This window comes from Nocardioidaceae bacterium SCSIO 66511 (assembly GCA_023100825.1).
GTDB lineage: Bacteria > Actinomycetota > Actinomycetes > Propionibacteriales > Nocardioidaceae > Solicola.
Window position 1 is genome coordinate 200,510 of sequence record CP095846.1, and the last position, 14,780, is coordinate 215,289.

At 67.4% G+C, this 14,780-nt stretch carries 15 protein-coding genes; 7 read left to right on the forward strand and 8 right to left on the reverse strand.

All coding sequences use genetic code 11. From position 1 onward, the window contains the following. Positions 1-13: 13 nt before the first annotated feature. Entirely contained in the window at positions 14-1,246 is a 1,233-nt protein-coding gene (gene nhaA / locus MU582_00900; protein ID UPK75228.1) for a Na+/H+ antiporter NhaA, read from the reverse strand. A gap of 128 nt (positions 1,247-1,374) precedes the next feature. Further along, positions 1,375-1,725, reverse strand: coding sequence for a helix-turn-helix transcriptional regulator (locus MU582_00905; GenBank protein ID UPK75229.1), 351 nt, complete (start codon positions 1,723-1,725; stop codon positions 1,375-1,377). Between the two features lie 54 nt (positions 1,726-1,779). Here MU582_00905 and MU582_00910 point away from each other — a divergent pair, with 54 nt between their 5' ends. The 3 genes from MU582_00910 (at position 1,780) to MU582_00920 (ending at position 3,260) form a co-directional block, all read left to right on the forward strand. Continuing rightward, positions 1,780-2,199: a DUF4440 domain-containing protein gene (locus MU582_00910; protein UPK75230.1), complete on the forward strand. Its 420-nt coding sequence runs from the start codon at positions 1,780-1,782 to the stop codon at positions 2,197-2,199. Between the two features lie 42 nt (positions 2,200-2,241). Continuing rightward, positions 2,242-2,703 carry an SRPBCC family protein gene (locus tag MU582_00915; GenBank protein UPK75231.1) on the forward strand — a complete coding sequence of 154 codons (462 nt, stop codon included), beginning with the start codon at positions 2,242-2,244 and terminating at the stop codon, positions 2,701-2,703. Between the two features lie 131 nt (positions 2,704-2,834). Continuing rightward, on the forward strand, positions 2,835-3,260 hold the full coding sequence (locus MU582_00920) for a DUF4446 family protein (GenBank protein UPK75232.1): 426 nt from the start codon (positions 2,835-2,837) through the stop codon (positions 3,258-3,260). A 1-nt stretch (position 3,261) separates the two neighbouring features. Here MU582_00920 and MU582_00925 read toward each other — a convergent pair whose 3' ends face one another. From MU582_00925 to MU582_00940, 4 genes are all read right to left on the reverse strand, one after another. Further along, on the reverse strand, positions 3,262-4,515 hold the full coding sequence (locus MU582_00925) for an amidohydrolase (protein UPK75233.1): 1,254 nt from the start codon (positions 4,513-4,515) through the stop codon (positions 3,262-3,264). A 5-nt stretch (positions 4,516-4,520) separates the two neighbouring features. Then, on the reverse strand, positions 4,521-5,243 hold the full coding sequence (locus MU582_00930; protein UPK75234.1) for a trimeric intracellular cation channel family protein: 723 nt from the start codon (positions 5,241-5,243) through the stop codon (positions 4,521-4,523). A gap of 5 nt (positions 5,244-5,248) precedes the next feature. After that, positions 5,249-5,797 carry a hypothetical protein gene (locus tag MU582_00935; GenBank protein UPK75235.1) on the reverse strand — a complete coding sequence of 183 codons (549 nt, stop codon included), beginning with the start codon at positions 5,795-5,797 and terminating at the stop codon, positions 5,249-5,251. Positions 5,798-6,605: 808 nt separating this feature from the next. Next, positions 6,606-7,646, reverse strand: a complete 1,041-nt coding sequence (locus MU582_00940) for an SIS domain-containing protein (GenBank protein ID UPK75236.1) — start codon at positions 7,644-7,646, stop codon at positions 6,606-6,608. A gap of 112 nt (positions 7,647-7,758) precedes the next feature. Between MU582_00940 and MU582_00945 the strand changes: the two genes are divergently transcribed. Together MU582_00945 and MU582_00950 are read left to right on the forward strand one after the other, a co-directional pair. Then, positions 7,759-8,469, forward strand: a complete 711-nt coding sequence (locus MU582_00945) for a beta-phosphoglucomutase family hydrolase (GenBank protein ID UPK75237.1) — start codon at positions 7,759-7,761, stop codon at positions 8,467-8,469. After that, positions 8,466-10,955 carry a glycoside hydrolase family 65 protein gene (locus MU582_00950; protein UPK75238.1) on the forward strand — a complete coding sequence of 830 codons (2,490 nt, stop codon included), beginning with the start codon at positions 8,466-8,468 and terminating at the stop codon, positions 10,953-10,955. The genes MU582_00945 and MU582_00950 overlap by 4 nt, the downstream gene beginning before the upstream one ends. Positions 10,956-10,957: 2 nt before the next feature. On the opposite strand, the gene MU582_00955 is transcribed toward MU582_00950, so the two are convergent. Continuing rightward, complete coding sequence (locus tag MU582_00955; protein ID UPK75239.1) at positions 10,958-11,764, reverse strand: MerR family transcriptional regulator; 807 nt, start codon at positions 11,762-11,764, stop codon at positions 10,958-10,960. A 65-nt stretch (positions 11,765-11,829) separates the two neighbouring features. After that, positions 11,830-12,726, reverse strand: coding sequence for a class A beta-lactamase (bla, locus tag MU582_00960; GenBank protein ID UPK75240.1), 897 nt, complete (start codon positions 12,724-12,726; stop codon positions 11,830-11,832). A 105-nt stretch (positions 12,727-12,831) separates the two neighbouring features. Here bla and MU582_00965 point away from each other — a divergent pair, with 105 nt between their 5' ends. Both MU582_00965 and MU582_00970 read left to right on the forward strand, forming a co-directional pair. Continuing rightward, entirely contained in the window at positions 12,832-13,716 is an 885-nt protein-coding gene (locus MU582_00965; GenBank protein ID UPK75241.1) for a LysR family transcriptional regulator, read from the forward strand. Continuing rightward, positions 13,713-14,639, forward strand: a complete 927-nt coding sequence (locus tag MU582_00970; protein ID UPK75242.1) for a class A beta-lactamase-related serine hydrolase — start codon at positions 13,713-13,715, stop codon at positions 14,637-14,639. The genes MU582_00965 and MU582_00970 overlap by 4 nt, the downstream gene beginning before the upstream one ends. The last annotated feature ends 141 nt before the right edge of the window (positions 14,640-14,780 follow it).

Below are 14,780 nucleotides of genomic sequence, written 5' to 3' on the forward strand. Positions count from 1 at the left end.
AGCCCCGGGCAGCTCAGGCGCTGGCAGTACGTCGCGCGCGGAGCCGCATTCGTACCACGACCGAACCCGCCACGGCAGCGATGAACGATGCGGCGAGGACGGCGATGCGCGCGTGCTCACCGTGCGGATGATGGCCGAACGCCAACTCGGTGACCAGGAGCGAAACAGTGAAGCCGATACCCGCGAGCATGGCGAGTGCGAGCATGTCGGCCGGAGTGACGCCTTCTTCGAGATGCATCTTCGTCGTACGTACGAGGACCGCAACGGTGCCCCAGATGCCGAGGATCTTGCCGAGTACGAGGCCGGCAGTGACGCCGATCGCGACCGGATCGGTGACGAGGCTGTCGACTCCGCCGGCGTCGGCGACGGAGACACCCGCCGAGAAGAACGCGAAGACCGGAAGTGCCAGGCACTGAGACAGCGGACGCAGCGCGTACTCGAACCGGTGCGTCATCGCGTGCTGCTCACCGTCACGCAGGATGGCGGGAACGGTGAAGCCGAGCAGGACGCCGGCGATCGTCGCGTGCACGCCGGAGGCGTGCATGAGCACCCAGCAGACGATCGCGATGGGGGCCAGTACGTACCACGCCGTGACCCGCTTCTGGACCAGGAAGGCGAACAACGCGAGCGGTACGAGCATGCCCGCGAAGGCGAGGAACGAAAGGTCGTCGGTATAGAAGATCGCGATGATCGTGATCGCGAGTAGGTCGTCGACGACGGCGAGCGTCATCAGGAACGTTCGCATCGCGGTGGGCAGCCCTCGCCCGACGACCGCGAGCACGGCCAGCGCGAAGGCGATGTCGGTCGCCGTCGGAATCGCCCAGCCACGTAAGGCGTCCTCGCCCGAGACGAGCACGACTGTTGTGAAGATGATCGCCGGTGCGGTCATGCCGCCAACGGCCGCGATGATCGGCAGCGCCGCCTTGCGTGGATGTCGCAGCGAACCGGTGACGAACTCCGCCTTCAGCTCCACGCCGACCACGAAGAAGAAGACCGCCAACAGTCCGTCGGCCGCCCATTCGGCGAGCGACAGGTCGAGATGGATGGACTCGGGTCCGATCACGTAGCTCTGAAGGTCGAAGTACGCTTCGCGCCACGGTGTGTTCGCCCACGCCAGCGCGATCAGCGCGCCGATGATCAGCAGCGTGCCGCCGGTGGTCTCTGCTCGCGTCCAGCCGCCGCCGGAGCCGTACGCGCCGTAGACGTCATGGTCGGGATTGACCGGATCGGTGTGCTCTGCTGCCATACCTGCCTCGCTCGGGGTCGCCGGACTTGACGCCGACCAGACTTCCCGGCACACCAGGCGTCACTGTACCGAACGGCTCGATCAGGTGATCGTCGTGGCCGATCACGACCCCGCTGAGGCTGTATTCATCACGCGATGTCGTCTCGCAGCTCAGCGATCTTGCTGCCGGTGCGGTACAACTCGACCAGGAGCGGGCCGAGACTCTGCCCCGCGGGGGTGAGCGAGTAGCGGGTTCTGGAGGGGTAGCCGCGATGGACGTCGCGGTCGACCAGCGCCAGCGCACGTAGCTGCCTGAGTCGGTCGGTGAGGACCTTGTCGGACAGGGTCGGCAACGCGGTGCGCAGCTCGCTGTACGAGTGGGGACGGATCATCAGCTCACGTAGCAGCAATGTGGTCCAGCGGCCGCTTACGGCGGCCAAAGCGACCTCGACCGGGCAGTGCGGGTCGGGCCGCGGCACCTCGCCCCGGTCGTCGAGCACCAACTCCGAACGAACCGTTTGGTGAGGTACGTGCGCCGATGGGACTCTCGCAGCATGGACCATGCTCCCGAACGTATCCACCAGGGCCAACTGCGCCTGACATCCGTCGCACGCGAACATCCGCAGGTGTTCGCGGCGGCGTTCAGCTCCGGTGACCCCGACCTGTTGGATTCGGTCTACGCACCCGACGGAGTCTTCGTTGATCGCAGCGGTCGGGCGACGAGTGGTTCCGACCGGCGTGAGGCGAACGCCGAGTTCCAGCTACTGGGACTACCCATCGAGGTTCATGTACGTGAGGTCCACGAATGCGGAGACACCGCGCTGCTCATCGTCGACTGGCGGATCGACGGCGTACTTGCCGATGGCACCACATTTCAGCTGGCAGGAACGGCGACGGATGTCGCGCGCCGCGGCAGAGACGGACTGTGGCGCTACGTCATCGACAATCCCTTCGGCACAGCACGACGCGAATGAATTGATCTGGTGCGGGCGAGGAGCTGGTGCTTTGATTGGGGCATGAGTAGTCCCGAGGAGCCTGCGCGCATCGTCAGCGCCAGTCGTGAGATCGCAACTGACGCCGACCAGCTCTTCGAACTCATCGCCGATCCGTCCCAGCAACCCCGCTGGGACGGCAACGACAACCTGGCCGAAGCCGAGCAGGGTCAGCGGGTTCGGGCACTGGGTGCAGTGTTCTCGATGATGACGACCACGGGTGTCGTCCGGGAGAATCACGTGGTCGAGTTCGATGAGGGCCACCTGATCGCGTGGCTGCCGGCCGAGCCCGGCAAAGAACCACCCGGCCACCTCTGGCGCTGGGAGCTCGAGTCCGTCGGCCCGTCCCGAACGCGGGTCACCCATACGTACGACTGGACGCAGCTGACTGAGGAGAAGCGCCTGCCGCGCGCACGATCGACGACCGCGGACAAGCTCCGGGGCTCCATCGATCGTCTCGCGGCCTTGGTCGAGTCCGGCCGGTGACGCCGCCGGTCGAGATGCCGTCACGCAGCTTGAACGTACGCCCCGCGCTCTGATTCGTACCGCCGCAACTGGCCCGCAGCGGCCCGCGCGTTATGGACGGTCCGCGCACCGCCCGCGGTTAGGGTGAGCGCGTGCAGTCCGACTCCGTAGCGCTCGTCCTCGCCGTGATCGCGTGTGTGCTCGCCGTCGTCGGCGCGGCGCTCGCCGGCATCGCGTGGCGTGATGCGCGTGCGGTGCGCCGCCGCCGGGCGTCGACAGATGCGCTCCCTGCCGATGTCGAGGTGCTGCGAGACGAGGTGCAGGCCCTGCGCCAGGATGCTGCCGAGACGTTCCGGCACATGTCGGCCGTGCGCTACGACGCGTTCGGTGACATGGGCGGTCATATGTCGTGGTCGCTCGCATTGCTCGACGACGGTGGCGACGGGATCGTCATCACCTCGATCCACGGCCGCAGCGACTCTCGTACGTACGTCAAGAACATCGCCGACTGGTCGTGCGATCAGCAGCTCTCGCCCGAGGAGTCCGAGGCCGTCGAGCACGCGAAGGCCGGTCGCTGACTCACAGCCAGGCGAGCGCAGCGACGACCAGCGCCTGCGCGCCGGAGTCGAGCGTCGGCTGCATGACCGGTGCGAACGACGCCGAATGGTTGACCGGGATGTCCTCGTTGACGCGCCCCGACTCGACTGCCGCGCGGTACTGGTCGGGGTCGGTCCCACCGAGTCCCCAGTACGTGTACGGCGTGCCGAGCGCGTTCGGAATATCGCTGAAGTCTTCGCTGGCCGATTGCACGGGTAGCTCGCCCGCGCGTTCGCCGAAGAACTCGGCGAACGCCTCCGCCACCCGATCGGTGGTCTGAGCGTCGTTGTCGGTCAACGGATATTGGTCGTAGTAGTCGAACTCCGGCTCACTCGGTGATCCCGACGCCGCGCACTCGGCGGTCACGATCCGTTCGATTGCGCCGAGTACGTGGGTACGGGTGGCGTCGTCGTACGTGCGTACGTTCAGCTGCAGGGCTGCCTTGTCTGCGATGACGTTGCTCTTCGAGCCCGCCGTAACGCTGCCGACCGTGACCACCGCGGAGTCGCCCGGTGCGATCTCGCGGGCGACGATCGTCTGCAGCCGGAGAACGATCGACGACGCCAAGACGACCGGATCCACGGCCGCCTGCGGCATCGAGCCGTGCGCTCCGCGGCCATGCACCGTGATCCGCATGCTGTCCGCGGCCGAGAAGATCGCGCCCGCTCGCGTCCCGATCTGGCCGGCGGGCAGCGCGAGAACGTGCTGCGCCATTGCGACATCGACGTCACCGACCACCTCGGCGAGTGCGTCGTCGACCATCCCCCGAGCGCCGTCGGCGGTCTCCTCTGCCGGTTGGAACACCAGGATGAGGGTGCCCGACCATTGGTCACGCGCCGCGACCAGTACGGCTGCCGCCGCGAGCAGGCAGGCAACGTGAACGTCGTGCCCGCACGCGTGCATCGTGGGAACTTCCGTACCGTCGTCGTCGGTGCCCGTTGCCGTGCTCGCGTAGTCAAGGTCGGTCGCTTCTCGAACGGGAAGGGCATCCATATCGGCGCGCAACAGCACGCTCGATCCCGCTCCGTTGCGGAGGATCCCGACGACTCCGTGGCCGCCGATCCCCGAGCGGACCTCGTAGCCGTTGTCGCCGAGCCGATCGGCCACCAGGCGAGCCGTACGCTCCTGCTGATGCGACAGCTCGGGGTTCTGATGGAGGGTCCGGTAGGTGTCCTCCAGCTGCTCGCGGACCTCTTCAAGACCGGAACAAACCGTCCGTGCTCGCGACGTCGTCATGTCTCTCACCCTTCGTTGTTGTCGTCACCGTTGCGGCCCGAGCGGTTGCGCAGCCGTCTCGAACGGACGTACCGCCTGCGAACGGCAGCAAGCGCTACCCATTCGTCACCGGGCGGCAGCACCCAGTTCCGCCAACGGGCGATCAGCATGAGTCCGCCACCAACCAGGATTGCGGCGAACGAACCCAGCACCGGATACCCGGAGCGGTAGAAGATCACGAGCACTCCACTCCCAAGTAGTGCACACGTCGCGTACAGCGTGTTGCCTCCGAGGATCCCCGGGATCCGTTGCAGTACGACATCACGCGTGAAGCCGCCGCCGACGGCGGTGATCGTGCCGAGCATGACCGCCGGGAGCCAGCCCAGACCGAGATCGAGCGTCTTCTGGGCGCCCGCCGCCGCCCAACAGCCGAGCGCGATGGCATCGAGCCACGGCCAGAGGCCGTCCCAGACGCGTCCCCCGACGGGTAGGAGCAGCACGATCGTTGCACCCGCGACGGCAGTCAGCACGTACCAGTAGTCGGTCAGCGCAACGGGCGGACCGTTCTGCAGCAGTACGTCGCGGATCATGCCGCCGCCGAGCCCGGACATGATCGCGAGGATCGCGAAACCAACCGGGTCGAGGCGTGCGCTCCGGGCGATGACGCCGCCAAGAATCGCGTTCGCGAAGACCCCGGTCAGGTCGAGGACGCGCAGGAGGTCCGAGAGCGAGTCACTGCTGAGGTCCATCGGGGTCAGTCTTCGAGTAGCTGCTTCAGCACGCTCAAGCGCTCTCGCCACGTCGCCTTGGCGCGTTCGGCCGAATCGGTATCGGGCAGGCGCACCTGTTCGACGGCGACGACCGTGCGGTCGGCGTCCTTCGCATCGAACGTCACGTTCACCCGTGACCCGTCGCGCGCATCGAAGCGCACGGAGCGATGCGGCCGCGACGTACGTTCGCTCAGTTCCGGCTCGGACAGCCACTTGCGGCGACTCTCGGCGTCGGTGAACGACTCGAACACGGTCTCGGCCGGAACATGGATCGTCTTACTGGCGCCGCCGGCGAAGGTGCCTCCCGCCCGCGCACCCTTCTCCCGTACGCCGCGGCTCTGCTCGTACTCGACGATCAGCTTCTGCGCCCACCAGTCACTGACGCCCTGCCTCGTCAGCCACTCGACGATCTCGCGGTACGGACGCCCAGGGGGACTCCACTCGTCCAGGGCGGCGAACCAGGCTGCGTAGTCGCGGCCCGTGGCTTCCACGAGCGCATCGGACGAGCGAGGTTCCGGTGCGTGCGATGTCATGATGTCTCCCGTCGACGGCGGTTTGGTCTCACCATCTGTGTCGCGGCCGAGACCCCGGATTCGACATCAGGACTCGGATCTCTTCACCTCGTCTCGACGCGCATCGCGGATGCCGTCACGTACGCCGAGCCGGATGACCGAGTAGAGGAAGCACAGACCGAAGAAGCCGACCACGATCACAGCGAGTGCGTCCATGGGGGCACCCTAATACGTTCGCTGCGTGGTTTCCGGTTGCTCGGTGCGGCCACTCGTCTGCCTGGCTCCGGCCTCTTCTCGGTTCGACTACCCGTCTGCCCGATTCAGCGTCGCTGTCGGCCCTCGCCTTCTTCGGCTGGGGAAAAGACGCGGCGACGCGCGGAGGCGCCATTTCGGCTCGGTTGCTTGGCGGCTTTCCGCTCACCTTAATATGGGATCGGGGTAAGGTCCGGTTTGGGTGTCACACCAGTCTCGGTGGCCGCTTGCGTACCAGCGGGCATGGCAATCTGTCACTGTGCATGGCGTACGCGCCGTGCAGAGCGGAACGTTGCCGTGCAGAGCACGGAAGAAGTGGTGCTTCACCATGTTTACTTGGTGAACTACCACCACCGACCCCGCAAATGCCAACCGAATCGGGTTAGCCGGCAAGCAAGCCGAGCCCCGTAGCTGCGGCTCCCGCGTCGCCGCGTCTTTCACCCAACCGAAGGAGCAGGGATAGCCGACAGCGGCGAGAGGTGAAGCGACGGGATGTCGCCGAAGAAAGCGGGAAAGCCGACAGTGACGAGGAATTGGGCAGGCAGGCGGGTCGCACCGAAGCGAGCTCCGACCGCCGCTAGCGTTCCGTGTCGGTGCGGGTGACTTTCGAAAGCCCACGCGGTGCGTCGGGGTCGAGTCCGAGCGTACGAGCGAGCGACTCGATCGCCAGCTGTGCGGGCACGATGAGTCCGAGGGGTGCGACCGCCTCCGGCAGGTCTGGCCCGAGGAGGCAGGTGTCGCATGCGGTCCGGAAGTCTGCATCGCCGCCGATGCCCAGCACCGAGGCACCCCGTTCGCGCAGCTCGCGGGCGAGGTCGGTCATACCCGTGACCAGCGGGCCGTCGCCGGCGGCGACGAGTACCGCGAGTACATCGCGGTCGACGATCGCGATCGGGCCGTGCCGCAGATCGGCGTACGAGAGTCCGCGTACGGGGCGTAGGCAGGTCTCCTCGAACTTGAGCGCGGTCTCCAGTGCCGTGCCGAGCATGATGCCGCGACCGGTCACGAGCACCTCGCCGGCTCCGGCGAGCAGGTCGACCGCAGGCTGGGTTTCGGTGTCGAGGAGCCGCTCGACCTCATCCGGTACGCGAGCGAGTGCCGCGGAGAGGCTCTCTCCGTCGGGCATGAGCGCGTCGGTGACGACGGCGAGTGCGGTGAGCTGGGTGAGGTACGACTTGGTGGCGGGAACCGCGACCTCCGGGCCCGCTTGCGTCACGAGCGCGAGGTCGGACTCGCGGACCAGCCTGCTGCCGGCCACGTTCGCAATTGCGATGGTGGCTCCGCCGCGTTCGCGCGCCCACGCCTGCGTTGCGACGATCTCGTAGGTCTCACCCGACTGGCTGATCGAGACCACGAGCGTGTCCGATAAGTCGCGATCGCCCGCATAGTGCGTTGCGACGCTCGGCGCCGCGAGTGCGGCACTCAGACCGCAATGCGTCTCGATCAGGTAGCGCGCGTACACGGCGGCGTTGTCGGACGACCCTCGTGCGACGAGCAGCACGTGGCGGCGTCCCTGCGCCAAACGGGCGATCTCGGCCCGGTGCGGGAGCAAGGTCTGCAGCGTACGTGCGACCGCCCCCGGTTGTTCCGCGATCTCAGCGGCCATCTTGCTCGTCATGTGACCATTCCCTCCGATGTCGTGCCCATCGCGATACTTTCATCCGTCACCTGATGAGACGGGCGGGCGTCGCCTGGCCCCTACACACGGTGAACCCCTACGCTTGCTCGTTGTGAATTGGCAGGAATCCACGGCCGTTCTGTTCGACCTCGACGGCGTGCTCACACCGACCGCCGACGTGCACATGCATGCGTGGGAGCAGTTGTTCTCCGACTTCTTGTCCACTCGAGACGAGCAGGCGTACGAGACGGCGGACTACTACGCGTACATCGACGGCAAACCGCGTTACGACGGGGTGCGTTCCTTCCTGGAATCGCGGTCGATCGAGCTACCCGAAGGCGATCCGAGCGACCCGGTGGACGCTCAGACCGTATGCGGCCTCGGCAACCGCAAGGATGCGATGTTCAACAAGATCCTGACCGAGGAAGGTGTCGACCCGTACCCAGGTTCGGTTCGCTTCCTGGATGAGCTCGCCGCGCGCAAGACACTGGTCGCCGTCGTCTCCAGCTCGCGAAACGCACCCGGGGTGCTCGCGGCAGCCGGCATCGACGACCGGTTCGAGGTGGTCGTCGACGGAAGAGTCGCGTCCGAGCAGGGGTTACAGGGCAAGCCGTCGCCGGAGACGTTTGCGTACGCCGCGGAGCTTCTCGGCACCGACAATGCGCATTCGGTGGTCGTGGAGGACGCGTTGTCCGGTGTCCAGGCGGGCCGTGCCGGCGACTTCGGCCTGGTCATCGGGGTCGACCGCGGTGCGGGCGCCGACGCGCTGTACGGGGCCGGAGCCGATACCGTCGTAAGCGATCTCGGAGAGTTGGTCCAGTGAACATCGGCGCATCACACACACCGCCGCCCGTCGGCGACCCGCTCGACCGCAACCGCTTCCCGGTCGACCCGTGGCGGCTGCGCGAGACGGTCTTCAGCGACGACGACCTCGGTTCGACCGAGACGATCCTCTCGGTGGGCAACGGCTACCTAGGTATGCGCGGCAACGTGCCCGAGGGCCGCGAGAGCCACACGCACGGCACCTTCATCAACGGGTTCCATGAGACGTGGCCGATCCACCACGCCGAGGAGGCGTACGGGTTCGCGAAGGTCGGCCAGACGATCGTGAACGTACCCGACGCCAAGGTGATTCGGCTCTACGTCGACGACGAGCCGTTGCTGTTGCCCGTCGCGGACCTGATCGACTACGAGCGCAGTCTCGACTTCGCCGACGGCGTGCTGAGCCGAAACCTGGTCTGGCGTACGCCGGGCGGCAAGCGGGTGAGCGTGCGTTCGCGCCGGATGGTGTCGATGACTCAACGCCACCTCGCCGTCCTCACCTTCGAGGTGACGCTGCTCGATGCCTCGGCTCCCGTCGTGATCTCGTCGCAGATCCTGAATCGCCAGGATGGCGAGGACGAGTACCACGTACGGGACGCCGCGATGGGCGAAGGCATGGACCCGCGGAAGGCGTCGAGGTTCAGCGGCCGGGTACTCCAGCCGCAGTTCCAGGAAGCGGACGCCGGCCGGATGGTTCTGGGCTATCGCTGCACGAACTCCGGGATGACCCTCGCCTGCGCGGCCCATCACATCGTCGAGACCGACAATGCCCATCGGGTACGCACGTACGCCGAGGACGACATGGCGAAGACGACGGTTCGCGTCGACGCGAAGCCCGGCGTGCCCATCTCGCTGACGAAGGTCGTCACGTACCACACGTCACGCGGTGTTCCGGTGCGCGAGCTCGTCGACCGGTGCCGACGCACGATCGACCGCGCTCTGGACGAAGGCGTTGCCAAACAGTTCGATGACCAGCGCGCGTGGTTCGACGCGTACTGGCAGCGCGCCGATGTCGAGGTGGGTGGGCAGCCCGAGGTGCAGCAGGCGCTGCGCTGGAACCTCTTCCAGCTCGCGCAGGCGTCCGCGCGCGCTGAGGGCAGCGGCGTGCCCGCGAAGGGTGTGACGGGCTCCGGCTACGGCGGACACTACTTCTGGGACACCGAGGTGTACGTGATGCCGTTCCTCACGTACACGTCACCGCGGCTGGCGCGCAACGCACTGCGGTTCCGCTACCAGATGCTCGACGCCGCGCGTAAGCGTGCAGGTGAGCTCACCCAGCGCGGGGCGCTCTTCCCGTGGCGCACGATCAACGGTGAGGAGGCGTCGGCGTACTACGCGGCCGGCACTGCGCAGTACCACATCGACGCCGACATCTCGTACGCGCTGACCAAGTACGTCGCCGCAACCGGCGACGACGACTTCCTCATGCGCGAGGCGATCGACATCCTCGTCGAGACGGCGCGGATGTGGGTCGATCTCGGCTTCTGGCGTACGAACGGCGACGGCACGTTCCACATCCACGGCGTGACCGGGCCCGATGAGTACACCGCGGTCGTCAACGACAACCTCTTCACCAACGTGATGGCCCGCTTCAACCTGCGCCGTGCGGCCGCCGCGGTCGAGCATCTGCGTGACACCTGGCCGGAGGCATACCGGCGGATGCTCGCTCGACTCGACTTCGAAGACTCCGAGATCGCCGACTGGAGGCGGGCGGCTGAGGCGATGGCGATCCCGTACGACGAGCGGCTCGGCATCCACCCGCAGGACTTCCACTTCCTCGACCGCGAGGTGTGGGACCTCTCCAACACGCCGGCGGAGAACCGTCCGCTCCTGCTGCACTATCACCCGCTGGTGATCTACCGGTTCCAAGTGCTCAAGCAGGCCGATGTGGTGCTTGCGTTGTTCTTGCAGGGCAACCAGTTCACGCCCGAGCAGAAGCGCGCCGACTTCGAGTACTACGACCCGATCACCACGGGCGACTCGACGCTGTCGGCGGTCGTGCAGTCGATCGTCGCTGCCGAGGTCGGCTACCACGAGCTCGCGTTGCGCTACTTCAACATGGCGTTGTTCGTCGACCTCGTCGATGTGCACGGCAACACGACCGACGGTGTGCATGTCGCGTCGACCGGAGGTGTGTGGAGCGCGCTCACGTTCGGCTTCGGCGGTCTCCGCGACTACGACGGCAAGATGACGATCGACCCGCGCCTCCCGGAGTCGTGGGAGTCCCTGACCTACCGGATCACGTTACTGGGCACGCGGGTCCGGGTGGATGTACGCCAGTCGGAGGTCGAGCTGACCGTCGAGGACGGGTCGTCCGCATCGCTGTCCGTGCGCGGCAAACAGGTGACGGTCAGCGCCGGTCATCCGGTCGTCGTACCGCTCGCCGATCAGGGCCCGCGGCTCGCCGGCGGGCCGGGCTCGGCACCGCAGACCGGCGTACGCCGCGCCGACGGTACGTACATCACGGCCTCGGTGCCGCACGCCTGACCTCAGCCAGCAGACACCGGCTGTTGGAGCTCGGTCACCCAGTCGGACTGGTCGTGGTCGGGTGCTGCGCGTACGTAGAGTTCGCGGCACGGGCCGCTCGGCGTACGACCGCGGGCGATGATCTCGGCGTGGACGGCCTGCCACGATTCGGCGATCCCGTCCATCGAACCGAGGTGCACCCCGCATACCGCATCTTCGACCGCGGGCAGCTCGACGATCTCGATGCCCGGTTGTGCTTCGCCCGCATAGGCATACCCGACGGTGATCCTGAGCCCGCCCTCGCTCATCGCATACGAAGCGATCGGCGTGTCGAGAGCGCCGCCTTCCGCTGCGATGACGGTGGCGATCCGGTCGAACAACGGGCCGACAACGCCGGGCACCTCGGGTTGTTCGGTGACGACTGCGGTGCCTGCCGCGAGACGGACGGCGGGCAGGGACTTCTCGATGATCTCAACCGATGACATGGGACTCTCCTCTTCGATGAGCCGGAGCCTCCGCTCGACATCGACGAGCCGAGCCGACGCGATCGCGTGGTCCTGCTCGACCTCCGCACGTCGTACGCGCAACATCGCCTCGAGCCGATCCGGGCCGACGTCCTCGGCGAGGAAGACGGCGATGTCGTTGAGGTTGAAGCCGAGTTGGCGCAGCGCGACGATGCGGTGCAGGCGATCGAGCTGGGACGGATCGTACGATCGGTATCCCGTGAACTCGTCGATGTGAGCGGGTTCGAGGAGACCGGCTCGGTCCCAGTGACGCAGCATTCGGTGCGTCACCTGGCCGATCTGCGCGAAGGCTCCGATGGACAACATGACTCTGTTCTCCCGTCTGCCACCGTGTCAGGGTCAAGCCTGCCAGCAGACTTGCGCGTACGCATTCAACCCAGACGTTCGACGATCACCTGCGCGATGTCGCTGAAGAGGCCGTCAGGTGTCTCGGCGTCCTGCTCGTCGCGGCGGGTCAGCGCTGCGATCACGATCGGCTCGCCGGCCGGATTCCACGCGACTCCGACGTCGTTGGTGGATGCATACGCGCCCGCGCCGGTCTTGTCGGCCAACCGCCAGCCGTCGGGCAGCGAGTCGGCGAATCGCGATGTCTGATTGGCGAACATCCACTCGCGCAGCTGGCGCCGGTCGCGATGGTTGAGCGCGTCGCCAACGAGCAGTCGCTTGTACGTACGCGCGATCGCGCGCGGTGTCGTCGTGTCGCGTAGATCGCCTGGGCGCGCGGTGTTGAGCGCCTCCTCCCAGCGGTCGAGTCGAGTAGTGCGATCGCCGATCGAGCGGACGAATGCCGTCAACCCGCGCGGTCCGCCGACCTCACGCAGCAGCAGGTTGCCGGCGGTGTTGTCGCTGAGGGTGATCGCCGCCTCGCACAGTTCGCGTACGAGCATGCCGTCCTTGACGTGTTCGCCGGTCACCGGTGCGTACTCGAGGACGTCACGGTGCGGGTAGTACACCCGCCGGTCGAGCGTTTCGCCGGCGCGGTCGTGGTCGCGGAGGACGGCCGCGGCCACAACCGCCTTGAAGACCGAGCAGATCGCGAACCGCTTGTCCGGGCGATGCGTGATCCGCTTTCCGGTGCGTACGTTCCAGGCGACCACCCCGATCGTCGTTTCGTACGCACGCTCGAGGTCGCCGAACGCATTCGAGCGGCTCTTCGCCGCAGCAGGTGACGAGCTCACCAGGTTGGCGGCCGCGTACGCGGCTGGTGCCGCGGCTCCGACGCGGAGCAGGGTTCGGCGGGTGGTCGTCGGCTGGCCGGAATCGGGCACGGCATCTCCTCTGGTCGATGTGGATGCCTGAGCGTTGCCGACGATCGGGATCCATGTCCAAGACGGATCGGTCACCGATCTATGCGGTCTCGATATAGTCCCTGGATGGACTTGGTGTCACAGCTCGACGCGTTCGTCGCCGTCGCCGAGTCGGAGAGCTTCACCCGCGGAGCCGACGCCTGTGGCGTGCCGCAACCGGTGGTGAGCAGGCGGGTCGCGGCGCTCGAGAAGCGTCTCGGCGGGCGGCTGCTGAGCCGTACGTCGCGCAGTGTCGAGCTGACTCCCCTCGGCCGGTCGATCCTGCCGCACGCCGCCGATCTCGTGGCCAAGGCGGAGCACCTGCAGGAGCTCGCCCGCTCACATTCGGCCGAGTTCGTGTTCGGCGTACCTGCCGAGGTCGACGCCCGGGCTCTCGTCGCGGCGCGCCACGCCGCCGAGGCGGCCGGTCTCGCGCTCAAGTTCACGGAGGGCTCGGCCGCCGACCGGGCCGCGCTCGTCACGGCCGGCCGAGCATCCGCGGCATTGGTGCCGTGTCCACCCGATGAGGCGTGGATGAGCGCGCCGCTCGGAGCAGGTACTGCCGGCGACGACCTCCGCGGTCGACGGATCCATCTCGACCAGCTGCGTCGTCGTGACCGCACCGAGCGTCCCGGCCTCGTGCATGTCGACGCCGAAGATGACGTGCCGTGGATACGTGACGTGGTCCGTCGCGCCGCGCGTGGTGCGGGTCTGCGCCCGGATCAGGTGGTGGTCGGGTCGTCGCGTACTACCGCCCTCACCGCCGCGTACGAACATGGCGACGTGATCGTCTGCACGCAGGCGTGGGCGACTCGCAACGACCTGCGTTGGCGCGAGCTCGCCGGTGTAGAACTGCGCCGGTCGTACGCGATCGCGTTGGCGCCGGGCGCGTCGGTGCCGCATGGCGTGGAATCCGCGGCCCCGGCGCTCGCCCGCGCGGTCGGGCTGGAACCTGTGCGGGCGGCCTCGTGAACTCGGAAGCACAGTCGGCGTACGGCTATTCGGGTGAAGCGGTGCAAGTCGCCCATGAGGTACGCCGGATGTGGGACGGCGTCGGGCTGACGGGCGGGTTCGCTGCCCGCAACCTCGACACCGGGGAGGAGCTCGGCTTCGACGCCGACGTCGCGTACCCGCTCGCGTCAGTTGTGAAGCTGCCGCTCGCACTCGTGACGCTCGATCTGATCGCCAAGGGCGAGCTGGCCCGTGATCTCTGCGTCGAGCTGCGTCCGGAGGACCGTACGTCGGGTGCGACGGGTGTCTCCGCGTACCGGCACGCGACCACGGTTGCACTCGAGGACCTCATCTACTCGATGTTGGCCCTGAGCGACAATGCGGCCGCCGACGCGGTGTTCGACCTCGTGCCGCCGAAGCGAGTCACTGCGGCATTGTCCGGATGGGGCTGCGAGGGAGTCGTCATCCGTCATCCGGTCCGAACGCTCTTCGACGCGATCTACGCGGCCGCCGCCGATGAGCGGCTAGCGCTGGAGCTGGCGATCCGGGCCACAACGGGCGGCGGCGGACATGAGCTGCCTGCTCTCGATGTCGCGTCGGCGTCGTGCGGTACGGCGCGTGGTCTGGTGCTCGTGCTGGATCTGATCTGGACCGATCGGGTCAGCGTTCCCGAGGCGACAGAGCGCGTACGTACGCTGATGGCGCGTCAGCTCACCAGCAACCGGATGGCGCCCGCGCTCGCGTCGGACTCGGTACGTGTCGCCAGCAAGACCGGAACGTTCTTCAACCTGCGACACGACGTCGGCGTTGTGTCGACGGTCGGCGGCGACCGGATAGCGATCGCCGCGCTCACTGCCTCCTCGGTACCGGCCCTGCTGCAGCCAGAGGCCGACGGCGCGATCGGCGATGCCGCGCGATCGGCCGTTGACGTGTTGCGTCTCTAGCGGCGACACCGGGTTGACGATGGGCTGACGTCGCGGGCGTACTCGAACCGGCGTCCGGCGATCGGTATGTCCGCAGGTGCGGCCGGGTCGGTAGAAGCCGCGGAGTACGGTTGGTATACCAACGCCTCCGCCAGCGCTCGC